General features: G+C 64.9%; 16 protein-coding genes. 5 read left to right on the forward strand and 11 right to left on the reverse strand.

What is annotated here, in order from left to right; translation table 11 throughout:
* Nucleotides 1-15: 15 nt before the first annotated feature.
* Together AC20117_RS15885 and AC20117_RS15890 are read right to left on the reverse strand one after the other, a co-directional pair.
* A complete protein-coding gene (locus AC20117_RS15885; RefSeq protein WP_074698694.1) occupies nt 16-816 on the reverse strand; it encodes a purine-nucleoside phosphorylase in 801 nt (266 codons plus the stop codon).
* 115 nt (nt 817-931) lie between these two features.
* On the reverse strand, nt 932-2,182 hold the full coding sequence (locus AC20117_RS15890; RefSeq protein WP_074698692.1) for a J domain-containing protein: 1,251 nt from the start codon (nt 2,180-2,182) through the stop codon (nt 932-934).
* A 161-nt stretch (nt 2,183-2,343) separates the two neighbouring features.
* Here AC20117_RS15890 and AC20117_RS15895 point away from each other — a divergent pair, with 161 nt between their 5' ends.
* Nucleotides 2,344-3,747: an NAD(P)H-quinone dehydrogenase gene (locus tag AC20117_RS15895; RefSeq protein ID WP_074698690.1), complete on the forward strand. Its 1,404-nt coding sequence runs from the start codon at nt 2,344-2,346 to the stop codon at nt 3,745-3,747.
* Nucleotides 3,748-3,932: 185 nt separating this feature from the next.
* Nucleotides 3,933-4,673, forward strand: coding sequence for an SGNH/GDSL hydrolase family protein (locus AC20117_RS15900; protein ID WP_158300483.1), 741 nt, complete (start codon nt 3,933-3,935; stop codon nt 4,671-4,673).
* A 265-nt stretch (nt 4,674-4,938) separates the two neighbouring features.
* Here the strand turns inward: AC20117_RS15900 and AC20117_RS15905 are convergent, their stop codons facing one another.
* The 4 genes from AC20117_RS15905 to AC20117_RS15920 all read right to left on the reverse strand — a co-directional run bounded on the left by AC20117_RS15905 (nt 4,939) and on the right by AC20117_RS15920 (nt 10,027).
* The gene (locus tag AC20117_RS15905; protein WP_074698686.1) at nt 4,939-5,559 is read right to left on the reverse strand and encodes a DUF3060 domain-containing protein; all 621 of its coding nucleotides are present in this window, start codon (nt 5,557-5,559) and stop codon (nt 4,939-4,941) included.
* 125 nt (nt 5,560-5,684) lie between these two features.
* Nucleotides 5,685-8,183 carry a Tex family protein gene (locus AC20117_RS15910; protein WP_418202222.1) on the reverse strand — a complete coding sequence of 833 codons (2,499 nt, stop codon included), beginning with the start codon at nt 8,181-8,183 and terminating at the stop codon, nt 5,685-5,687.
* 58 nt (nt 8,184-8,241) lie between these two features.
* Nucleotides 8,242-8,547 (reverse strand): hypothetical protein, encoded by a 306-nt coding sequence (locus tag AC20117_RS15915; protein ID WP_139186710.1) that lies wholly within the window; start codon nt 8,545-8,547, stop codon nt 8,242-8,244.
* A gap of 265 nt (nt 8,548-8,812) precedes the next feature.
* A complete protein-coding gene (locus AC20117_RS15920; RefSeq protein ID WP_158300484.1) occupies nt 8,813-10,027 on the reverse strand; it encodes a Bcr/CflA family efflux MFS transporter in 1,215 nt (404 codons plus the stop codon).
* Between the two features lie 190 nt (nt 10,028-10,217).
* On the opposite strand from AC20117_RS15920, the gene AC20117_RS15925 reads away from it, so the two are divergent.
* On the forward strand, nt 10,218-11,621 hold the full coding sequence (locus AC20117_RS15925) for an MFS transporter (protein WP_074698678.1): 1,404 nt from the start codon (nt 10,218-10,220) through the stop codon (nt 11,619-11,621).
* Between the two features lie 83 nt (nt 11,622-11,704).
* Here the strand turns inward: AC20117_RS15925 and AC20117_RS15930 are convergent, their stop codons facing one another.
* The 3 genes from AC20117_RS15930 to AC20117_RS15940 form a co-directional block, all read right to left on the reverse strand.
* Nucleotides 11,705-11,971 carry a GlsB/YeaQ/YmgE family stress response membrane protein gene (locus AC20117_RS15930; protein ID WP_074698676.1) on the reverse strand — a complete coding sequence of 89 codons (267 nt, stop codon included), beginning with the start codon at nt 11,969-11,971 and terminating at the stop codon, nt 11,705-11,707.
* Nucleotides 11,972-12,128: 157 nt separating this feature from the next.
* Nucleotides 12,129-17,150 carry a peroxidase family protein gene (locus tag AC20117_RS15935; RefSeq protein WP_158300485.1) on the reverse strand — a complete coding sequence of 1,674 codons (5,022 nt, stop codon included), beginning with the start codon at nt 17,148-17,150 and terminating at the stop codon, nt 12,129-12,131.
* A gap of 300 nt (nt 17,151-17,450) precedes the next feature.
* Nucleotides 17,451-19,235 carry an acetyl/propionyl/methylcrotonyl-CoA carboxylase subunit alpha gene (locus AC20117_RS15940; RefSeq protein ID WP_074698672.1) on the reverse strand — a complete coding sequence of 595 codons (1,785 nt, stop codon included), beginning with the start codon at nt 19,233-19,235 and terminating at the stop codon, nt 17,451-17,453.
* A gap of 340 nt (nt 19,236-19,575) precedes the next feature.
* On the opposite strand from AC20117_RS15940, the gene AC20117_RS15945 reads away from it, so the two are divergent.
* Both AC20117_RS15945 and AC20117_RS15950 read left to right on the forward strand, forming a co-directional pair.
* On the forward strand, nt 19,576-20,676 hold the full coding sequence (locus AC20117_RS15945; protein WP_236777339.1) for a serine/threonine-protein kinase: 1,101 nt from the start codon (nt 19,576-19,578) through the stop codon (nt 20,674-20,676).
* The gene (locus AC20117_RS15950) at nt 20,673-21,416 is read left to right on the forward strand and encodes a hypothetical protein (protein ID WP_139186709.1); all 744 of its coding nucleotides are present in this window, start codon (nt 20,673-20,675) and stop codon (nt 21,414-21,416) included. The genes AC20117_RS15945 and AC20117_RS15950 overlap by 4 nt, the downstream gene beginning before the upstream one ends.
* Nucleotides 21,417-21,464: 48 nt before the next feature.
* Here the strand turns inward: AC20117_RS15950 and AC20117_RS15955 are convergent, their stop codons facing one another.
* A complete protein-coding gene (locus AC20117_RS15955; protein ID WP_236777340.1) occupies nt 21,465-22,130 on the reverse strand; it encodes a Maf family protein in 666 nt (221 codons plus the stop codon).
* Nucleotides 22,131-22,540: 410 nt separating this feature from the next.
* Nucleotides 22,541-23,995, reverse strand: a complete 1,455-nt coding sequence (locus AC20117_RS15960) for a dicarboxylate/amino acid:cation symporter (protein ID WP_074698668.1) — start codon at nt 23,993-23,995, stop codon at nt 22,541-22,543.
* Nucleotides 23,996-24,013: the final 18 nt, after the last annotated feature.

Raw genomic sequence — 24,013 nt, forward strand, 5'->3', positions numbered from 1 at the left:
GAGTTACCTGGTCTCTCAGAGCTTGGCGATGATGTCGGCCAGCAAGCGCGAGATGCGCGCTCCGGCGGCTTGCCCGGCTTCGATCACTTCCTGGTGGCTGAGCGGGACCGGGCTGATGCCGGCGGCCAGGTTGGTGACCAGGGAAATGCCGAAAACTTCCATCCCGGCGTGGCGGGCCGCGATGGCCTCCAGCGCGGTGGACATGCCTACCAGGTCCGCGCCGATGCGTTTGGCGTACTGCACTTCCGCCGGCGTCTCGTAGTGCGGGCCGGTGAACTGCGCGTACACGCCCTCGTCCAGGCTCGGGTCCACCTCTTTGGCCAGCGCGCGGATGCGGGAGGAGTAAAGATCCGTCAGATCCACGAACGTCGCGCCTTCAAGCGGCGACCTCGCCGTGAGGTTGATGTGGTCGCTGATCAGGACCGGTGTACCGGGCTTCCAGTCAGGGTTGAGTCCGCCGCAGCCGTTGGTCAGCACCAGCGTTTTCGCGCCGGCCGCCGCTGCCGTGCGCACGCCGTGGACCACAGCCCGCACGCCTTTGCCCTCGTAGAAATGCGTCCGGGCGCCGAGTACAAGTGCCCGCTTGCCGTCTGGAGTCAGCACGGACCGGATGGTACCGACATGGCCCTCCACCGTGGGGGCGGAGAAACCGGGAATGGACCAGGCATTCAGCGTGTGGGTGGTCTCGCCGATCAACTCGGCGGCTCCGCCCCAGCCGGAACCGAGTACCAGCGCGACGTCGTGGTTCTGCACGCCGGTCTGCTTGGCGATGTACGAGGCGGCCGCGGAGGCAAGTTCAAACGGATCAGTAGTCACACAGATAACCTACCCGCTGGCCGTCGCAGGCTCCATAGCTCACGCCGGATGCCGCCGTCGTCTGGCTATTACTGGCGTTTCTGATACCGGTTCTCGCCGGGAACAGCCTGAGTGCTCAGGGCTTCAAACCGGGCAGCAGCCGCGACAGAACGGTCAGGTCCGTCACGGCAACGTGGTCCGGATGGGAAAGGAAGACGCCCACTTCTTCGGCAAGCGACTGCGCATTAACCAGCTGTACGGGAAGCCGGCCCGGCTCAATAAAACCGCCATGGTTCTCGATATAGGGGGAGCGCGGATCTCCTGCAGGGGTGTGGATGACGACCCAGCCTTGCACTTCGCAATCGGGGAAAGCGGCAGCCATTTTCGCCACGGCATAACCGAATTTCAGCTGGTTCAGCTCCTTGCCACTGCGGAAAAGTGTCCGGTTGTCCCACCAGTAGCTGCCGTCGCGCCATTGCTTCGAGTCGATCAAAGCGATCCGCTTGCCAGCGACCATCACATGATCGATGTCCGCATGTCTGCTGCCCGGCCACTGCATGCTGTGCAATAGCCGCGCGGCCGGCATCAGCGGGAGCAGCGTTTCGGCCAGAACGGTGTGGGTGGCGCGTTCACCCTGCCTGCCCAGTTCTGCCTGCCGTTCGCCGAAGCGGGCGTCGGAGAGTCCGCGCCCCGGCTCGCCGAAGACCTGGTTCATGGCGATGCCCTGGGGAACCAGTTTGTCCGCCCGAACGCGCGATCCAGGGAGACGGAAAAGGGCAACCACGGCGGAGAGCATCAGGCCAAGGATGGCGGCACAGATCATGACCGACATAAAGCCGGCGACGCCGTAGCCGAGGCCGCCTGACGATCCTTGTAGGAAGCTCATCCCGAAAACGAAAACCGCGAGAACCAGTCCCGCTTTTAAGGTCCTCGGCATGATCCTTACGGGCCACACACGCCTGTCGGTTTTCCTCCGGATGCTCTTGCCGTAGGCCGGGCGGAACGAGGCCGTGGCGGTCGGCGTCTGAGCGAATAGCATCCGGCTAACATCAGCCTTGAGCGGTTGCGCCGGGCGAGGATGCTGCGCAGGACCAGGCTGTTGCGCCGGCTCGTGCGCGGCAGGGCGTTTTGTTGGCCGGTGAGCCCAACTGGCCGAAGCAGGAGGGGAATCCTCGACACCGCGTAGGAATCGATCATATTCCTGACGAAAATCGGCGGTGGCAAGCACTTCATAAGCCGTGGTCACCGCCATGAAAATGCCTGTATGCCCGCCAGTGTCCGGATGGGCTGTTCTAACCGCACGCCGGTACGCCTTCCGGATTTCTTCCGCGGAAGCGTTCTGCGCCACGTCCAATAGGTCGTAATGCGTGACTGAGCTGTTCTTCATTTATCCCCCCGGTATGAACTTGCTCATCTTATGCGAGGACTTCAACGGTTGGATAAACGCTTCAGCAACGAACGTCCGCACAGGTCCGGACGCAGACACCGCGGCATCCCTAGCGGCGAGGGAGGTTGAGTGGCTTGGGCAGGTGCGACAGAATGGCGAGTGTGACGAACCAAATTGATTTCAGTGCCCCCCGTCTGGTGATCCTGGGCGGCGGCCCGGGCGGATACGAAGCCGCCATGGTGGCCAACTCACTCGGGGCGAAGGTGACCGTCATTGAGCGCAAGGGCATGGGCGGCTCGGCCGTGCTCACCGACGTTGTGCCCTCCAAAACCCTGATTGCGACGGCGGACGCCATGCGCCGCGTGGCCGGCGCCCACGATCTTGGTGTGCGTTTCGACGAGGGCTCCCATGCGGCCTATGCCGATCTGCAGACCGTCAATTCGCGCCTGCTCAAGCTTGCCGAAAGCCAGTCCTCGGACATCCACCGCGGGCTGGAGCGCGCGGGTGTGCGGGTCATCATCGGCAACGGCCGGCTCGCCGATTCGAACACCATCACCGTCGAAACCGAGACCGGTACGGAGACCATCGACGCCGATGCCGTGCTGGTCGCCACCGGTGCCACCCCGCGTGAATTGCCCTCGGCCAAGCCGGACGGGGAACGCATCTTCAATTGGACCCAGGTCTACAACCTGACTGAAATTCCGGAGCACCTGATCGTCGTCGGTTCCGGCGTCACCGGCGCCGAGTTCGCCTCCGCCTACCGCATGCTCGGCACCAAGGTCACGCTGGTCTCCTCGCGCGACCGCGTGCTGCCCGGCGAAGACGCGGATGCCGCCGAGGTGCTGGAAGAAGTCTTCGCCCGCAGCGGGATGACAGTGCTCTCGAAGTCCCGTGCCAACGCCGTGGAAAGGACCGACGACGGCGTCCGGGTCACACTGAACGACGGACGGATTGTGGACGGCTCGCACTGCCTGCTGGCGGTCGGCGGCGTTCCCAACACCTCGGGCATCGGGCTGGAAGAGGCCGGTGTGGCGCTGTCTGAAAGCGGCCACATCCAAGTGGACGGCGTCTCGCGCACCACTGCCTCGCACATCTATGCTGCCGGTGACTGCACAGGCGTCTTCGCGCTGGCTTCCGTGGCGGCGATGCAGGGCCGTATTGCCGTGGCGCACCTGCTGGGCGATTCGGTGACGCCGCTGAAGCTCAAGCGCGTTGCCTCCAACATCTTCACCAGTCCGGAGATTGCCACCGTGGGCGTGACCGAAGAGGACATCGCAGCGGGCAAGTACCAGGGGGACGTGATCAAGCTTTCGCTGAACACCAACCCGCGGGCCAAGATGATGAACGTGACGGAGGGCTTTGTGAAGATCATTGCCCGCCGCGGTTCGGGCACCGTTATCGGCGGCGTGGTGGTGGCCCCGCGTGCTTCCGAGCTGATCTTCCCGATCGCGCTGGCCGTGACGCAGAAGCTGCACGTGGATGACGTGGCCAACACCTTTACCGTCTACCCGTCGCTGACAGGCTCCATCTCCGAGGCCGCACGCCGGCTACACGTCCACCTGTAGACGCCGGAACTTGCGGTCCCGGAATGGTAGTCCCGGAACTGCCCCTGCCGTGAAAGGGCCCGCCGACATCTGTTCAAACAGTCGCGGATCTTCCCGATAAGGTTGTGTCCGGACGGCAAGCGCGATTCATCTGAAGAGGGGCGGGGCGGGTGCACGGGCGGAACAAGATTCTCAAAAACAAGGCGTTGCAGAACGTAGGGCTGGCGGTCCTGCTGCTGGCGACGCTGGCGGCATTCGTCTACGCTTTCCTGCCCAAGCCGTCCGCAACACCGGTAGGCGGGACAACGCAGCCGGCGGAAGCAACGCCGTCGTCCGCTCCAACGGAAACCGCCACCGCCAGCCCCACGCCGTCCGCCACGGCTACCGAAACCAAGGAAGCCGAGCCACCCGTCGCGGCCTTCCTGGGCGATTCCTACGTCGAGGGCATCGGCGCCTCCAGCCAGGAGAACCGCTGGAGCACGCTGGTGGCATTGGAGCTGGGCTGGGAAGAGATGAACCACGGGATTTCGGGCACCGGGTACGCCACCAATGCGCAGGGTCCCGGTTACGTGGACCGGCTGGATGACGTCATCTCGGAGGATCCTGATGTAGTGGTGGTCTCCGGCGGGCAGAACGACTTCAGTACCTATCAGTTCGACCCGCAGGGCACGCTCCAAGCCATCTCCAGCGTCTACGAGGAGCTGCGCGCAGAGCTGCCCGACGCCCAAATAATCGCCGTCGGCCCGTCCACGCCAAGCGCCGTGGACCAGACCGTCTTCGCCCTCGACGCTGCCGTGCAGGAAGCGGCGGAAAGTGTCGATGCCACCTATGTGAGCCTGCTGGATCCCGATGTGTTTACGCTCGAGATGATCCAGCCGGATGGAGTCCATGTGGACGACGCTGGCCACGCGGCAATTGCCGAACGCGTCATCAAAGCGGTGGAGTAGAACAGCGGGGCCGAAACCTGGACGGTCCTAGACGGTCAGGACCTGGATGAGCCGCCAACCTTCCGGAATCTGCTGTTCCAGGGCGATTTTGGCCTCGGCATAGTCAACTCCTTCGGCTTCAATTTCCTTGATTTCCACCGGTTGAATTTTTCCTTTTACCTTGACCACAGGGACAGATTAGCCTATTCCGGCAGTGGATCGGGGGAGCGGCGGGGGTGGTTCCGGTCACCTCGCCCGGAGCGCACTCACCTCACCGGTCGCGCACTCACTTCGCCGAAATGTTGTTGCCGGAGCCCTCGTCGTCGATCTGGGGGTTGCCGGCGCCGAACGTGACCTGATTGCCCTGTCCCTCGAGGACGATCTTGCCCACCTCGTCGGCGTGCAGGGTGTTGTTACTGCCCTCGGCCCGGAGCCCGGCAGCTTTCTCCACCGTGACAGTGTTCCGCGGCCCGTCGACATCGATTTCATTGACCGATTCGGCCCGCACAGTGGTGCCGGAAGACAGGATGTCGATTTCCTGGCAATGGCCCGTGACCGTCAGCGTAATGCCGTTGGCCAGCACTTGGATCTTCCCGCCGCCGTCACAGACCAGTTCCACATCCGCGTCGGCCAGCGTGAGCTTGCGTTCCCGGCCAGGCGCCAGGACCGGCTGCGCCAACGCAGTGCTGCTTGCCGCCGGCGGGTCGGGGGCCTCAACAGCGGCGGGGACGTCAACCGCGGCGGGAGCCTCGGCGGGCGCGGGCGCCGCCGGCGCGGGCGCCGACCCTTGCACGGCGCTGCCGATCGGGGTGGCGGTGTCCGTCGTGGCGTTCGCCGTGCAGCCGGACATCAGGAGTACGACGGCGGCAAGACCCACCACGGTGCGCAGGGCCGGCTGGTACTTCATCGGGCACTCCCTCGATCAGCGTGCGCGAGGGACACCCGTCAGCTGTGGCCGGCGGAGCCATCGCCCTACCCAGAGGCTAGCCCATGTAGGTTGGAAAATAACTGCAGCGGCCCAACCCGCCGTCGTTACTTACCCAGACCGGCGCGGCGCAGCGCTTCCGCCATCGCGGTGTTTCCCGGAGCCGGTTCCTTGCGGTTGTCCCGGCCACGCGGCGGGTTGGGGCGGCCGCCGGAGCGGGAGTTGCCCTTGGATTCCCCGCGGTCGCGGGACGGGCCGGGCCGCCCACCCTTGCCCGGGCCGCCGCCTGACGAACCCTTGTCCGCGGAGCCGTCCCGGCCTGCTGCGGCGCGGCCGCCCTGCTTGGCTCCCGCTTCGTCGTCCAGCCGCAGGGTGAGGGAAATGCGCTTGCGGTCCGGATCGGCCTCAAGCACCTTGACCTTGACTACCTGGCCGGACTTGACCACCTCGTGCGGGTCCGAGATGAACTTGTTGGACATGGCCGAAATGTGGACCAGCCCGTCCTGGTGCACGCCGACGTCGACGAATGCGCCGAAGGCAGCCACGTTGGTGACGGTACCTTCCAGGACCATGCCCGGCACCAGATCGGAGATCTTCTCCACGCCCTCAGAGAAGGATGCCGTGGTGAACGTGGGCCGCGGGTCACGGCCGGGCTTCTCGAGTTCGGAGATGATGTCCCGCACCGTGGGCAGGCCGAAGGCGTCGTCCACGAAGGTCTGCGGGTCCAGCGTTGCCAGCGAACCCACGCCGCGCGGCACATCGGCGGCCGCGGCGCCAGCGGCCGAAAGGATCTTGCGGGCAACGCCGTAGGCCTCGGGGTGCACGCTGGAGGAATCCAGCGGCTCGGCGCCGCCGGTGATCCGCAGGAAGCCCGAGCACTGCTCAAACGCCTTGGCGCCCAGCCGCGGCACCTTCTTCAGGTCCGAGCGCTTGGCAAACGGCCCGTTCTCGTTCCGGAAGGACACGATGTTCTCGCTCAGCAGCGGGCCGACGCCGGCCACCCTGGCCAGCAGCGACGGCGAAGCGGTGTTCACATCCACACCGACGGCGTTCACACAGTCCTCCACCACGGCGTCCAGCGAACGCTCCAGCTTCGCGGCCGTAATGTCGTGCTGGTACTGGCCGACGCCGATGGACTTCGGATCGATCTTCACCAGCTCTGCCAGCGGATCCTGCAGCCGGCGGGCAATCGACACCGCACCGCGGATCGAGACATCCAGCTCCGGCAGCTCGGCCGAGGCCAGGGCGGACGCCGAGTAGATGGAGGCGCCGGCCTCGGAGACCACCAGCTTCTGGATCTTCTGCTTCGGTGCCAGCAGCTTGATCAGTTCGGTGGCCAGCTTGTCCGTCTCGCGGGAGGCGGTGCCGTTGCCGATGGCCACCAGGTCCACGTTGTGCTTTTCGGACAGGCGGGCCAGGGTGACCAGGGAGTCGTCCCACTTCTTGGCCGGCGCGTGCGGGTAGATGGTGTCCGTGGCGACCACCTTGCCGGTGCCATCAACGACCGCGACCTTCACGCCGGTGCGCAGCCCCGGATCCAGTCCGAGGGTGGCTCGGTTCCCGGCGGGGGCGGCCAGCAGTACGTCGCGCAGGTTGGCGGCGAAGATCCGCACGGCTTCGTCCTCGGCGTCGGTGAAGAGGCGCACGCGCAGGTCGATGGCGAGCTTGACCAGAATGCGGCGCCAGCCCAGCTGCGCCGTCTGCATCAGCCACTTGTCCGCCGGCCGGCCTTGGTCGGCGACACTTAGTTTGTAAGCCACGGCGTTTTCGTAGCGGCCGCGCGCAGCGGCGAACTCTTCCTTGTCCGAGACGTCGCCCTCGACAATGTTCAGGTCCAGCACGCCTTCCTTCTCGCCGCGCAGCAGCGCCAGGACACGGTGCGAGGGTAGCCCCGAAGGTGCCTGCGCGAAGTCGAAGTAGTCGGCGAACTTCTGCCCCTCGGATTCCATGCCTTCACGCACCTGCGCACGGACCAGTCCCTGTTTCCAGAGCCGCTCGCGCAGTTCGGTGACCAGATCCGCGTCCTGGCTTATCCGCTCCACCAGGATGGAGCGCGCCCCGGCCAGCGCTTCGGCCGCATCGTTGATGGCATGCTCGGAATTCAGGTAGCCGGCAGCTTCAGCCTCAGGCTCAAGGCCAGGGTTGGCCAGCAGGGCGTCCGCCAGCGGCTCGAGCCCGGCCTCGCGGACGATCTGCGCCTTGGTCCGCCGCTTGGACTTGAACGGGAGGTAGATGTCTTCGAGCCGGGCCTTCGTGTCCGCGGCTTGGATGCTCGCCTCCAGCTCGGCGGTCAGCTTGCCCTGCTGCGCAATGCTTTCCAGCACGGAACGACGGCGGTCCTCAAGCTCGCGGAGGTAGCGCAGCCGTTCTTCCAGGTCGCGCAGCTGGGCATCATCGAGCGTCCCGGTGACTTCCTTGCGGTAGCGGGCGATGAACGGCACGGTGGAACCGCCGTCGAGCAGCTCCACGGCGGCCTTGACCTGCCAGGGCTTGACGCCGAGTTCTTCGGCAATCTGGGCGTAGATCCGGGCGTTGAGCTCATCCGGATCTACCGGCTTCAGAGCGGGGCTGGCGGCGGGCACTGCGGAGCTGGGCGTTTGCGTCACCCGATCCATTTTGCCGTATCCGGGCGGCAGCGTGGGAAACGGCGCCGGGCATGGAGCGTCACTGCTCGTCAGGGTAGTAAAAGCCGTAGTCGTCATACGGGTCCCGCCAGGCGGATTCGTCCCGGGTAATGCGTCGAACGTCCGACGCCGGAACCCACTGGGTGCGCATGGAACCGTTTTCGTCCACCCACTTGAGCTGGACTGTGTTGCGGTCCCAGGAAATGGCCTTCGCGTCCACGGTGTCATCGGCGCCGACGCCGATGCGGGCGCGCACATAGGGCTCACGGCGGTAGGGCGCCCGGGTGACTGTTCCGCGCTTAACCGGGCGTCCGCCGTCGTTCCTTGCGTATTCCCTGGCGGTCACAACATCCACTTTATTCACGAACGCGAGCATGGCAGCCGGCTCGGACAATATTCGTGCGGGCGTTCGGACATCCGGCGGCCCCCTGTTATTCCCAGGGCGAGGCACTAGCATGGGGCCAACTGCCAATCATCGGGTGTGGGGATCCAATGGGACTGAAACGGAAATGGCGCCGCTTGAGCGACGCAAAGAAGAGGAACATCGCCAATACCGTGGTGGCGGTGCTGGCCGTGCTGGTGCTTGCGGCGGTTGCCTACGCCATGCTGGTCTAGGTGCCGCCGGTCATGCGCGCTTCGATCCGGCCGGAGACAAGGAACAGCGCGCCCGCACAGAGGCAGCAGCCGAGCATCAGGATGGCCATGGGAACGGCCGTGAAGCCGCCGCCGATGCCGGCCAGCGGAGTGACGATGGCACCCAGCACGAACTGGGAGGCGCCCAGGACGGCCGAGCCTTGGCCCGCGGCCTGGCGGACCGTGCCGATGGCCAGGCTGGTCGTGTTGCCCATCAGGAAACCTGTGCAGCTGATGGCAAAGAAGATGGGCAGGGCCGCCCAGATGGCCGGTACGTCGGACAGCACCAGGACAAAGATGGCTGCGGTCATGATCAGCTGTGCCGTCAGGGCCGCGGCGATGATGCGGCGCACGGCGAAGCGGCGGATCAGCCGGACCGAGACCAGGCCGCAGGTCATCATCCCCAGCGCGTTGACGGCCGCGGCCGCGCCGTAGCCGATGGCGCTGAAGCCCATCAGGTTCTGGTAGACAAAGGACGAGGCCGAAATATAAGAGATGATCACGCCGAAGGTGAAAGCGAACTGGAGCACGTAGGCCGGAAACAAGCCTCCCTTGAAGGCCCGCCTGACCACGTCGCCGGCGGCAAGCAAGGCGGCCTTGTCGCGGGCATGCGGCGGATGGGTTTCGCGGACCAGCAGCAGGACACCGCCGAGCATCACCGCGAAGATTCCTGCCAAGACCCAGAAGATGCTGCGCCAGCTGCCGGCGGCAAGCAGGACGCTGCCCAGCAGGGGAGCCAGGACCGGAGCCAGGCTGGAAATGGTCAGCAGCAGCGTGAAAGCCCGCGCCGCGCCGGTACCGGCGTTGAGGTCCGAAATGATGGCGCGGCCAATGACGATTCCGGCCGCGGCGGCGAAACCCTGAACGAAGCGGGCTCCCACCAAGAACCAGATATCCTGGGCCAGCGCAGCGGCAACACAGGCGACGACGGCGATGGCGATGCCAACCATCAGCGGGCGGATGCGCCCGTACCTGTCTGAAAGCGGGCCGAACGCCAGTTGCCCGAGCGCGATGCCGAGCAGCAACGCCGTCAGCGTGAGCTGGGCGCCGGAGGCACGCACCCCCAGGTCGGTGGCGATCATGGGCAGCGACGCCAGATACATGTCGGAGGACAACGGCGCCGCGGCGGCCAACAGCGCAAGGACAGCCAGCAGCGGTCCCGACATGGCCGGCGTCGTACGTTGTGCAGTCATGGCCATTATCCAAACACGCTCCGGCAGCAACTCATGGCTGTATGACGCGTAGCGGGACACCAAAAGCTGAAGGGTATTCCGGCGCCACGTGTCCAGAGCCGTCCACATATTGGAACAATGTCCGGATGCTGGACGGAACGGAGTAGAATTTTCGGCGGTAATCATTCGTTTTCATCGAAAGCCGACACCCATGTCTTCTGCAGCACCAGCCTCAACAGGTGCGTCCAAGGCCCCGGTCAACTCCCGCGGCCGCGTGATCGTTGCCAGCCTCATTGGCACGTCCGTTGAGTTCTACGACTTCTACGTCTACGCCACGGCCGCCGTGCTCGTTTTCCCGGCCTTGTTCTTCCCCGGCGCCGATGCCGCCACCGCGCTGCTGAGCTCGTTCGCCGTCTTCGGCGTCGCCTTCATCGCGCGGCCGCTCGGCTCCATTGTTTTCGGACACTTCGGCGACAAGTTCGGCCGCAAGGGCACGCTGGTCGCCTCGCTGCTCACCATGGGCATCGCGACCTTCCTGATCGGCTGCCTCCCCACCGCGCAGGTCAGCGGCTGGTCGTTCTGGGCTCCAGCCCTGCTGGTGGTCCTGCGCTTTGCCCAGGGCCTGGCCCTTGGCGGCGAATGGAGCGGTGCCGCACTGCTGGCCACAGAGAACGCCCCGGCGAACAAGCGGGCCATCTACGGCACGTTCCCGCAGCTGGGCGCCCCGATCGGCTTCATCATTGCCAACTCGCTCTTCCTGGTCCTCAGTATGAACCTGAGCAATGAGGCGTTCATGTCCTGGGGCTGGCGCGTTCCGTTCCTGGGCAGCGCCGTCATGGTCATCATCGGCCTCTACGTCCGCCTGAAGCTGGTGGAAACCCCGGCCTTTCAGAAGGTCGTGGACAAGGGCGAGGTCACCAAGCTGCCGCTCGGCCGCGTCTTCAAGTCCAGCTGGCGCCAGCTGATCCTGGGTACCTTCATCATGCTGGCCACCTACGTGCTGTTCTACCTGATGACCACCTTCACGCTGTCCTACGGCACTGCGGCCAAGACGGTGGACGACGCGGCAGCGGCCGCTGCCGCAGCAGGGAAGGACTTCGACCCCTCGGCGTTCACCGCCGGCCTGGGTTACGCTCGCAACGACTTCCTGCTGATGCTGATCATCGGCGTCGTCTTCTTCGGGATCTTCACGATGGTGGCCGGGCCGCTGGCAGAAAAGTTCGGCCGTCGGAAGACGCTGATCTGGGTCTCGCTGGGCATCGTGGGCTTCGGCTTCCTCTGGGTTCCGCTCTTCGGCGGCGGCTTCGCCGGCACCATGCTGCACCTGATCATCGGCTTCACCCTGATGGGCCTGACCTTCGGCCCCATGGGTGCCATGCTGCCCGAGCTGTTCCCGACCAACGTCCGGTACACCGGTTCGGCCGTGGCCTACAACTTCTCCTCGATCCTGGGTGCCTCCGTGGCCCCGTTCATCGCGGTGGCGCTGTGGCAGGCGGCCGATGGCAGCACTTTCCTGGTGGGCATGTACCTCAGCGGCGCAGCCGTCGTCACGCTGATCTCCCTGTTCCTGACCAAAGAAACCAAGGACATGGATTACGAGGGACTCAGCAGCTGATTCTCCTCTGATTCGGAGTCAAAGAAGCCCGCGGTTCCAGCAGGAACCGCGGGCTTCTTCTCAGTTAAGAATCCGGCTGTCCGTTAGTGGACTGCCTTCCGTTTAGTGATGAAGCCCCAAATCAGCAGTACAACGAGGGCGCCCGCGATGGCAACGAGCCAGGTCTGGATGCTCCAGAACTCTTCCAGCCCAACGTTGAAGACGGCGCTGCCTACCCAGCCGCCCAGCAGGGCGCCGACGACGCCGAGTACTAGGGTTGCGATCCAGCCGCCGCCTTGGTCACCCGGCAGGATCAGCTTGGCGATAGCGCCCGCAATTAGTCCGAGAATAAGAAAAGCAAGAAAACCCATGATGCTCTCTCCTTACGGTGATCAATGGTCCCCCGACGGGATTGCCGGAGAGTGTCCCTTACCAATTCCCACGGTACAACAAAGCATGCTTATTGTATTGTCTTTTTGCCAAAGGAATTTATTGCCAGTGGTCTTGCATGTGGTGCGCCGTGAGCGCTTACGGCGCCGCCTGAACCTCATTCACAGTCGGTTCGGAAACCAACTGGACGGGGGTTCCGTCGCCTCCGGTGTAGGTGACGACCACCTGGACAGTGAAGCCGACTTCAGCTTCGCCGAGCAGGAAATTGCCGGTGGTTCCATCCTGGGTGGTGGCTGCTTCGCCCGTGCCGGGGTCAACGATCTGGAGTTCGAACCGGAGGTCCGTGACTTCCGGATCGGGGATCTCCGCCGTTGCGTTTACCGTCTGCCCTTCCACGAGGTCGCCCACATTGAGGTTGACCGTTCCGGCGGGCAGTTCAACCGGTGCTTCAACACCGTCAGAGACGTCCACAGTTTCATCGCTGAACTGCAGTTGCTCGACGTTGCGCAGAATGTCCTGGCGGATACCGGGATTGGCAACACTGGTGACCCGGATGACGCCATCGGACAGCTGCTCGATCTCGAACTCGTCGCGGGTTTCCGCGTAGACGATCGTATCGGTGGCATCAGCCTGGTTGGCGTCGGCGCCGACAACACTGCGCTCAATGAACAGATCGACCGGGCTGATGGTCCGGTTGAAGATCCGCTCCGAGAAGGCAGAGATCGACTTGGCCCTTTCGGCTACTGCACCATCGGCGGGCCGCCAGACAACGTTCACGTCCAGCCAGGCGTCGCCGTCGACAAAGTTGCGGCCGAGGCGGGGTTCGACGAGGTCGCTGCCCGCACCGGCTAACAGGATGTTGTTGTTGAAATCGTCCGGCGTGGTGGGCTGGCCGTCGAGGAACGGCAGGGCGTATTCGGGCAGCTCGCCACCACCGAGCAGGTCGCGCAGACCGGCTATCCGGTCCAGATGTTCCTGGGTCAGTCGGTGACCGTACCCGAGGGTGCCGATTTCCGGAGCGACGAGGTCATCTTCCGACTGGGAGCCGCGGATCACGTCGTTGCTGTTCCAGCCGGCGACCGCCTCGACGCCGAGGTACCTGTCGCGGATGCCCGACTCGACTTCGGGCACGATCTGCAGCCTGTCCATGTCGACCCTGGCCGGGAACCTGTTGTCCTTGAAGGTCACCCAGTCGAAGCCGAGCATCCCGCCGAACCGCTCCGTCCCGGTGCCAGCGACCATGATGTCGTCGCCGCCTTCGGCATCGTGGTCCGCGTTGCCGGAGCCGCCGTTGAGGACGTCGTGCCCGCCGTGCCACAGGGCCGGATCGTTCATCATGGTGTTGCTCAGATCGCCGACCAACAGATCGCTGCCGCCCGGACCGCCTTCGATCCAATCGTCCCCCTCATCGCCGCGGAGGTTATCCGGGCCGGTGGAGCCAAGAATGAAGTCGTTACCCAGTCCGCCAAAGACCGTGGAATTGTCATTGCCGCCGAGGATGAAGTCCTGTCCGGAGCCGCCGAACAGCAGGTCCGCAACACCGGGCCCGCCGGCCAGGGCGTCGTTGCCGGCCTCACCCTGGAGCCTGTCGTCGCCGTTGAGATCGGTCAGGATGTCATCGCCGTCGCCGCCCATCAGGGCATCGGCGCCGTCGTCGCCTTCAATCCGGTCGTTGCCGGCCCGGCCCCAGAACGAGTCGTCGCCGATGCCGCCCCGGAGGCTGTCGTTGCTATCTGTTCCCTGCATGGTGGTATGTTCCCCGCCGGTAAAGCGGGACCATCCGTCCAGCTCCTGCAGCCCGGCGGCGGCGAGATCCACTGCCGGCTCGCTTAGGTCGAAGGTCGCCTGGGCTGCAGCGAAGACGTCGTGGGGCAGCTTGTCTGCGGCAGTGTTCCGCAGGATCAACTGGGAGAACGAGTTCGCCTCCAGCGTGTGAAACAAGGAGTTGCCCAGATTCCTGGTCAGGTAGTAGAAACGGTCGCCGTTCTGCAGGTTTTCCAGCTGCTGTTCGAACACCACGTTGAAGGTGGTACCCAGCATGCCACCGAAAACGAACGGCTTTTCAGCCAGGCCGCCCATCCAGAAGTCGATGTCGTTGACACCGGTTTCCGCGGCCGGGGCGGTCATGAACGCCTCGTCCTCGATGAGCAGCGCCGCCGCGGCACGCTTTGAATCCAGCGTGTCAACGTCCAGCGATGGGTGGATTCCGTAGGCGGCCACGAAGTTCAGGATGGACTCCGGATTCTTCATGGCGAGCCGGAAGTCCTCCCAGCTGGTGTACGGGGCAAGTTCCGGATGCCGCGAATCTTCGTAGAACGTTTGGCGTGCCACCTGCAGGGACGGAACACCGGTCTCGCGTGCCCGCAGCATATTGATCGTGACCAGATCCAGCGGCAGTCCCAGCAGTTGGTTTCGCAACGTATCGGTCACGAATTCGTCGATGGCGTTGGCCGTCTGATGCGTGGTGCCCCGGATGATGGAACCGGCAGCCTCATTCGGTGACAGCGCGGTGCCGTCCGGTGCTGTCAGGTAACCTTGCGGGTTCAGGAAGCCGTCGAAGAGCGGGATGTCCTCCATCTCGCCGTTGACCTCGCGCCGGATGTCCTCGGTCAGCAATGAATGCCCGAACCGGTAGACCACGTGTGCGAATTCCGCGACGATCGCCGGGTCGACATCCGGCATGTAGGAATTCTCATTCAGGGTGGTTGGATCGATATTCGGCTGGATGCGGCGGGCAAACTCTTCGAAAACGAGATGCTGGTACTGCATCTCCGTAAAGAAGCGTGCCGCTTGGAACAGCCGCTCGCCGTAGTCCCAAATGCCGTCCTCGGCCATGTAGCGGTCCCGGAGCTCGGCCGGTGCCTCGTTCTGCAGGAAATCATCGATCTGTTCCATGACCCGGTTATGCTCCGAATGGAACACATGGTGCACAGCTGTCAGGGCGATGTTCTCGTTGCCGCGTCCGTCGCCGGTGGCGAAATGGCTGCCCAGCAGTTCGGCGTCGTAACCGCTCGGCGGATTTGGCGTAGCACCATGGGCAATGTCGTCCAGGAACGCCTGGTTTACGCGGATTACGTTCTCCGGTACGGCAACACCGCCATTGGCAGGATCGCCCTCGATCATGGTGCCGTCTTCGAGGACCAGTTGCGGATAGCCGTTCGGGCCGGGCACAAAATGGCCGTACGGATCCATCCGCAGCATCGGTACGTTCAGGACGTCCATGTCCGTCAGGTTGATGCCGAGGACAGTACGGGCTTGGTTCTTGACATCGTTCCAAGTGGCCACGCCTTCACCGCCGGCGCCGTTGAGCAGTTTACCGGTGACCTCGGGCCCGTTTTCTCCGGCCACATACTCTCGGAGGAACGCCTGGTGCGAGGGGTGCGAAGTGTAGGTCTGGTTCTGGTCGACGAACGGGGTGGTGCGGTTGATATGCTCCTGGCTGCCGTCCTCGCCGATGGTGGCGCGGGAGAGAGTCAGGAAGTTGGTGCGGGAGCCCTCCTCATACAGCGGATCATCGGGCTGCAGCGGGACCACGATGGTGCCGTTGCCGCCCTTGGAGACCTGGTCCAGACCGTGGTCGAAGAACTGCCCAAAGAACGTGAAGAAGCTTGTGACGGAAGCCGAGAGGCCCTCATCGGTAGCAATGTCGGGGATAAACATTTCCGAACCCCCGACCAAGCCGGCCAGCTCGTCTTCCACCCCTGCGCTGACGGCCAGCGGGCCGCCGAGGATAATGGCTCTTTTAGCCTTGAGCCGCTGCAGTTCGGCAGCAACACTGGCCGGGACTGAGCCGCTCCTGGGCACCAGCAGGATGGGGGCACCCTGTTTGCCCGCGGCAGGTGAACCGGAAAGTGCGTCCGGGAAGTTCTCCCCGGTGGTGAGATAGACGGTGTCCACGCCCGGTGCGTAGTGTTCGGCCGAGATCATGGCGGCCGTGTCGTACAGGGTGGTTCCGCCGATCCGGGTGACCGTCGCGCCGTCCCGGCCGTTCAACTCGTTGAAGACCGGCTCGCTGACTGCCCTCGGCCCGCCGAGAACGACTATCTCGGAGGGATTCAGCCGGTCCAGTTCGGTGGCGGTGGCCGCAGGGATGCCGTCCCTGGTGACCAGGAGGACGGGATTCCCGTCCCTGGCCGCAGGGGCCGCGGCCGCCAGCGCATCCGGGAAATTCAGGCCCGTGGCGATGAACACCTTCGACGCACCATCGGGATGGTTGGCCCGGCTGATGGCCGCCGCGGTGTCGTAGCGGGTTGTCCCGGCCTGGCGGGTCACCGCTCCTGCCGTGAATTGCTGGAGTGTAGTGGCGACGGTGGCCGTAACAGCCACATCACCACCGACAACCACGATCCGCTGCGGCTGGAGCCGGGCCAGTTGGGTCCGGATGGATGCGGGAATGCTGTTTGAATTGACCAGCAGCAGCGGTCCGCCGCTCGCCGTAGCCGCCGGTCCTGCTGCCAGCGCGTCGGAGTAGTCGTCTGCTCGCGCTATGTAGACCACCGGTACGCTTGGGTTGTAGTTGGCCTTGCTGATGGCAGCTGAGGTGTCGAACAAAGTGGTGCCATACGTTCGGCTGAACGCGGTGCCGTCAACGAGGCCGGATCCTTCAATCCGCTCGGACGCTGCCACCGCGGCAGGATTGTCGGTGGTCTGGTCGACGACCAAGTTGCTGATGATGCGGGGTTCCGCGTCGTAGACGAACTCCCCGTCGGTGCTCTTGTACGAGGTCGGCGTCCCCGGAGCGCCGCCTGGCGCGCCGCCGCCGGGAATCGGATCGGCATCCTTGAAATCGGCCGGAAGCAGCCGCGGAAAGTCCTTCCCGCTGGTTCCGTAGCCGTCCTGGCCGGGCATGAGGTTGTTCCAGCGGCCGTCGACGGTCCGCAGCCCGAACGGCAGCGTCGGCGAGCCCACGCAAGGGTCGCCGTCGACGTCGTAATGCGTCTGTTCGGCGATGTTGAAGGTGGCGCCGGTCTGGCACAGCGGCGATGAATCCTCGTCTTCGAGAATGGTGTCCTCGGCGTGCGCTTCGGAAATATCGATCTGCTTGATGATGAATTCCAGATCACCGGTGGTGACGTTGAAATCCTGCCCCGGCGGCGGTGCCGCCGCAGCTTGGCCGGGGACCATGACCCCGGATAGGACCACCGCGCTGCCGGTGGCCAATGCTGCCAGTTTTATGCTTGTTTTGCGGCGCGCCGAAAGGTGCCGCGGACTCTTGTCCATCGTGTTCCCCAATTCCGAATGGACCCGCTCTGTGCGCGGAGCCTCCCCATGACGGCAGGGCCGTCCGGTGCGAGTGGATGGAGTCCCTGTGCCGTCCCTGCGAGCCTTACACCAGCACCCTTGGAAAAAGTTGAGGCCCTAGTGAGAGCGCAGATCCGCGCACGTTAACCAGCGGTGCCCGGTCCGTCGACGGAACCGGGCACCTTGGGCACGAGCTGCGGGGGAGGAGCTGCGCTGGCCTTAGTCGATGATGGCGGCCAGCACCGCGCCGGCAGAAACGGTGGCGCCCGGCTTCGCCGTCAGTTTGGAGATGGTGCCGGCCTTGTGCGCGGTCAGCGGCTGCTCCATCTTCATGGCCTCAAGCACGACGACGAGATCGCCTTCCGCGACCGTGTCACCTTCGCTGACGGCCACCTTCACGATGGTGCCCTGCATCGGTGAGGACAAATCGTCCCCGCTGGCCGCAGCGCCGGCCGAACCGCCGGAACGCCCGCGGCCGCGCTTGGGCTTGCCGTTGGACTTGGTAGCGGCGCCGCCGGAGGTGTTCAGACCCGCGGGGAGCACAACTTCCAGCCGTTTGCCGCCCACCTCAACGGTCACGCGCTGGCGTTCGCCGTCGTCGTCGGTGGTTGTTGACGCCGCGGCATCGAAGGCGGGAATCTCGTTGACGAATTCGGTCTCGATCCAGCGGGTGTGGACTTTGAAGGGCTCCAGCGGGTCCGCCGGGGCGAAATCCGGATCCGCCGTCACGGCCCGGTGGAAGGGCAGGACGGTCGGCATGCCGCCGATCTCCATCTCCGCCAGGGCGCGGCGGGCGCGCTGCAGGGCCTGGTTGCGGCTGGCGCCGGTGACCACGAGCTTGGCGAGCAGGGAGTCGAAGTTGCCGCCGACCACCTCGCCGGCTTCGACGCCGGAGTCCACGCGGACGCCGGGGCCGGTGGGCAGCTTCATGGATTCCACGGTGCCCGGGGCCGGCATGAAGTTGCGGCCGGCATCCTCCCCGTTGATGCGGAACTCGAAGGAGTGGCCGCGGATCTCGGGATCGCCGTAGCCCAGTTCCTCGCCGCAGGCCAGCCGGAACTGCTCGCGGACCAGGTCCACGCCGGCGACCTCCTCGGAAATGGGATGCTCCACCTGCAGGCGCGTGTTGACCTCAAGGAAGGAGATGGTGCCGTCCTGGCCGACCAGGAATTCGCAGGTGCCGGCGCCCTGGTATCCGGCCTCGAGCATGATGGCCTTGGACGCCTCGTACAGCCGGTAGTTCTGGTCCGCGCTCAGGAACGGGGCGGGGGCTTCCTCGACGAGCTTCTGATTGCGGCGCTGCAGCGAACAGTCGCGGGTGGAAATAACGACGACGTTGCCGTGCGCATCCGCGAGGCACTGGGTTTCCACATGCCGGGGTGCATCGAGGAAGCGCTCGACGAAGCACTCGCCGCGGCCAAAGGCAGCGGTTGCCTCGCGGACCGCGGAGTCGAAGGCCTCGGGGATCTCGTCCCGGTCACGGACCACTTTGATGCCGCGGCCGCCGCCGCCGTAAGCGGCCTTGATGGCCAGCGGGAGACCGTAGGTGTCCGCGAACGCGAGGACTTCATCCACGCCCTGGACCGGATCCGCGGTGCCGGGAACCAAGGGAGCGCCGACCTTTTCGGCAATGTGCCGGGCCTGGACCTTATCACCGAGTTTGGCAATGGCGTCGGGGGAGGGGCCGATCCAGATCAGCCCGGCGTCGATGACCCGCTGGGCGAAGTCCGCGTTTTCGGCGAGGAAGCCGTAGCCGGGGTGGACGGCGTCGGCACCGGAGGTTGCGGCCGCTTCGAGCAGCTTGTCCATGGCCAGATAGGACTCCGTGGCGGTGCTGCCGCCCAGGGAGTAGGCCTCGTCGGCCAGACGGACATGCAGCGCATCCCGGTCAGGCTCTGCGTAAACGGCGACGGAGGCGAGGCCTTCATCCCGTGCGGCTCGGATTACGCGGACGGCAATTTCACCACGGTTGGCGATCAGTACCTTGGTGATGCGCTGGGTCATTCAAAGCTCCTTCTATCCTTGAGGAGCCTAGCGCGGTTTTGCGGGTATCACCCAATAACCATGCCAATTGTGCGTGTGTGGGCGCAGTTCTTTGTAGGTGTTCTACAAAAGGGGCGGTGCCGGGAGCTGGTGCTTAGTGCTTCCTCCCGACCCGACGCCGAAATCCCCTTGTAACGATAATCCCTTAGGACCCATTCGCTGTTTTAGGTACCGCCGGCCGTTCGCCTCGTGTATACCTGTCGGTAACCCGTAGGGAGAATCAAGCGCGCCAAGCGGTGCCCTTGGGAGCAAAGGAAGTCAGTTGGGGGACGTGTATTTGGGGCAGTCTCTGCCAGTTAGCTTGGGCGGCCGTTACAAGCTTCAGGAACTGATCGGGCGGGGCGGATCGGCAGCGGTCTATAAGGCCGTGGATGACGTGCTGGGCCGATTGGTTGCGGTGAAGGTTTTCCGTCCTGATATCAGTGACGAAGGGGAGTTGCGGCGCCAGGAGGCAGAAGTACAGCTGCTGTCGACATTCAACCACCCAGGCCTGGTCACTGTTTACGATGCGGGCAGGGAAGATTCAACTTCCGACGGGACCCGCTCCTTTGTGGTGATGGAGCTTGCGCAAGGCAAGGACCTGCGAAACCGGCTTCGGCTGGGGCGGCTGGAGTCCAGGGATGTAGCAAAGATCGGCCACCAACTGGCGGCTGCACTTCACTATGTCCACGTTCAGGGAGTGATCCACCGCGACCTCAAACCGGCGAACATCATGCTGGCGTTCGATGAAGACACCGGTGAAGCCCGGGCCAAGCTCATGGATTTCGGCATTGCCCGCGTCATAGAAGGAACACGGCTGACCGCCACCGGGCAGACTGTTGGAACCGCAACCTACCTGAGCCCGGAGCAGGCCCAGGGCGGGGCATTGGGAACATCCAGCGATATCTATTCCCTCGGACTGGTCCTGCTGGAGTGCCTGACCGGCCACGTCGAATTTCCCGGCAGTCCAGTCGAATCGGCTGTGGCCCGCCTGCAACGCGGACCGGTTATCCCGGCGGAGATCGGCCCCGGATGGGTTCGCCTTCTGTCGAGGATGACCGCGATGGATCCAGCCGCACGGCCCGATGCCGCCGAAGTAGCTGCTGCGCTTGCCGACCTGGACAATACAGCGTGGGAGCTGGATCCGGCACTGGACGTGCGGGAGACGCCGGAGGCGCCGGAGAGCAGTACGGCAGCCATTCCGGTTGCCCAGGCGGCAAGACCTCTGCGGTCACGGCCTACCCGCAAGTTTCCCGTCTGGGTCATCGCAGCAGTCCTCGTGCTCGCTGGCATTGCGGTCTTTGCGCTTTCGCTGACCTCCAATCCGCAAGAGGCTCAGACATCTGTCCCTACACCATCGCCGACCCTGACCGGAGAGCTCGAAGAGCACATGCGCAACCTCGAACGGAACCTTGTCCCATGAAGAAGCCGCAAGGTATTCGCCGTATCGCAGCTGCAGCGGCAGTTTGCGTCATGCTGCTCGGCAGCGCCTGCACTGCGCCGCCACAGCTAGGGGCAGGAGCCGCCGAAAGAATGCAGGCGCACGCAGCCGAGGTCCGGAGCGCCGCGGCCGCCGGGGATTACGAGAAAGCGATCGAAGGCCTGGGCGACCTGACGGAGGAATTGAGACAGGCTGCCGGGGACGGCGACGTCTCTTTCGCCCGCTACCAGAGCATTGAAGCCGCCATCGAGCAACTCAGCGCGGGCCTCGCCGCCGAACTCGCCGCAGCATCGCCTACTTCGGAACCGCCGAAACCTGAAACAGAAGCGGCTGCGCCGGAGGCGCCGAACAGTGTTGGGAATACGCAACCAATCCAGGGGCAGCCCGTTCCTCCTGCGCCGGCCCCGGTGCCCGCACCGCCTCCCACGGTTTCTGCCCCGGAGCCTTCCGAAACCTCGCCTGCGTCGCCTGCGCCGGCTGAGTCTGCAACGGCTGAGCCGGACAGCGATCAGGGAGACGGCAACGGTCAGCAGGACACCGCACTTCCAGGCCGGGGCAACAGCGACCAGCAGAAGGATGACGGAGCCGGCCGGGACGATGCGGAAGGCCCGGATGATTCGACCGGCCGGGATGGATCCGAGGATGATGAGAACAACGGAGGGGCTGGGGGTGGTCCCGGTCCCGACCAAGACAAGGATAATTCCGGCAAGGACGATAACTGATTCCCCAGGGACCATGCAGGGGCCGGATCGCCCGGTAGCAGCCGGCTGTTATTGCCCCCAGAGAGCAGTGATCTGCACGTTGGCACTTGCCAGCAGGTGGCGCAGGGTGGAAACCGAAAGACCGACGACGGCGTGCGGGTCGCCGTCGACGCGCTCGATGAAGGCTCCGCCCAGCGAGTCGATGGTGAAGGAGCCGGCGACCTGGAGCGGCTCACCGGTGGCGACGTAGGCGTCTATCTCGGCATCGCTGAGCTGGGCGAAGTACACGCCGGCCGAGGCAACCGCGCCAATGGTGGCGCCTGATCCAATAGTGCTATCCAGGGAAGCATCCTCGTCCGCGTCCGCGGGTGCATCTCTGCAGTCGACCAGCCAGTGACCGGTGTGCAGCACACCGTGGCGGCCGCTCATTCGGTGCCAGCGCTCGCGGGCGATCTCCGGTTCGTACGGCTTGCCGTGCGGTTCGCCGTCGAGCTCGAAGACGGAGTCGCAGCCCAGAACCAGCGCGCCCTCCGCCTCGGGGAGGCTGGCGACAGCTTCAGCCTTGGCCCGCGCGAGCAGCAAGGCCGTGTCATGTGGGTCCGTCAGCCCGTAGTGCGCTGTGACGGCATCTTCGTCGACGTCGGATACAAGAATGCTGTGGGAGATGCCTGCGTCGGTGAGGAGTTTGGTGCGGGCGGGGGAGGCGGAGGCGAGAATCAGGCGCAAATCAGTCACGTCCCTAAGCGTAATGCCCTCGTCGCTCAGGTCCGCATCAGGAGGTCCGATAGCCAGACCCGCATCAGCCAGCGAAGAGCGCCGTCGCTTCGGGGCACCGACCCTCCAGCCTCGCATAAACCGATATACCAGATGTTGATTTATCAACGTGCCGCTCCGGCCCGTATGATCTCCACGGGGATTCTTCCGGTTGCCCTTTCGCGCAGTGAGTGGCGAGGCAGCGGAATGGACCGGTGCACCGTTGGGGCTGCATCGTTCCGGGACCGGTGGATCGTTGGGGGATACACCGTTCCTGAACAGCAAAACGCTCGGCCGGAGGCACTTTCCGGCCGAGCGTTTTCTTGTATGTACTGCTGTTTTTGGTTCTGCCCGCCGGGGGCGCCGGGGTTAGCCCAGCGCCCAACAAGCGGTTAGTTCCTTGAGTCGACCAGGTCTTCCTCGCGACGTCCGGCGGGAACCCCGGCAGGCTCGGCGCCGGTTTCAACGTGGTCTATCCCATCCGCGTCCACGGCGGCGTCGTCGGTAAACGGATCGCCGGTGCGCTTCGCGCTGTAGAGGCTCAGGTCCAGAATGCCCTGGCGCTTGGAGACGATCGTCGGGACCACGGTCTGGCCGGCCACGTTGACCGCGGTGCGGCCCATGTCCAGGATCGGGTCGATGGCCAGCAGCAGGCCGATGCCTTCCAGCGGCAGCCCCAGCGTGGACAGCGTCAGGGTCAGCATGACGGTGGCGCCGGTGGTTCCGGCCGTCGCGGCGGAGCCGAGCACGGCCACCAAAGCGATCAGCAGATAATGCGTGAAGTCCAGCTGCACACCGAAGAACTGGGCGACGAAGATCGCGGCGATCGCCGGGTAGATCGAGGCGCAGCCGTCCATCTTGGTCGTCGAGCCCAGCGGCACGGCGAAGGACGCGTAGGCCCGGGGAACGCCCAGGTTCCGCTCGGTCACCCGCTGAGTCAGGGGCATGGTGCCCATGGAGGAACGCGATACGAAGGCCAGCTGGATCGCGGGCCAGGCGCCTGAGAACCACTGCTTGACGGACAGCCCGTGGGCGCGGATCAGCACCGGGTAGACCACAAAGACCACCAGCGCCAGGCCTACGTAGATGGACAGCGTGAACATGGCCAGCGAACCCATGGTGTCCCAGCCGTACGTGGCAACGGCCTTGCCGATCAGGCCGACGGTGCCGATCGGGGCCACACGGATGATCCACCACAGCACCTTCTGGATCACGGCCAGCGCGGAGGCGTTGAGCTTCAGGAACGGCTCGGCGGGCGCGCCCACCTTCAGGGCGGCGATGCCGACGGCGATGGAGATGACCAGGATCTGCAGCACGTTGAAGCTGACGCTCGTGGTCATATCGCCGGACTCGGCCACCTTGGTGCTGGCTTCCAGCCCTAGGAAGTTGCCCGGGAACAGGCCGGTCAGGAACGCCCACCAGTCACCGGTGCGCCCGGTGTACTCGCCAGGCACGTCGCCGGCAGCACTGGCGCCGGGCTGCATGACGGTGCCCAGCACCATGCCGATCACCACGGCGATGAAGGCGGTGATGGCGAACCAGAGCAGCGTGTTCCAGGCCAGCTTGGCAGCATTGGAAACCGCGCGAAGATTGGCGATGGAGCTGACCACGGCGGTGAAGATCAGCGGCACCACCGCGGCCTTCAGCAGCGAGATGTAGCTGGAGCCGATGGTCGTCAGCGTCTCGGTCAGCCAGTTCGGTTCGCCGGCGGCCGACTCGCCCATGTTCTTGGCCACGAGACCAAGGATGAGGCCGGCGATCAGCGCGGCGATGATCTGCGGGCCGAAGGCGGTGGCCCACGAGGGCAGTCTCCGGGCCTGTTTTTCGGGGCTGGTAGCAGTAGTCACTCGAAGACCATAGATGGC

This window comes from Arthrobacter crystallopoietes (assembly GCF_002849715.1).
GTDB lineage: Bacteria > Actinomycetota > Actinomycetes > Actinomycetales > Micrococcaceae > Crystallibacter > Crystallibacter crystallopoietes.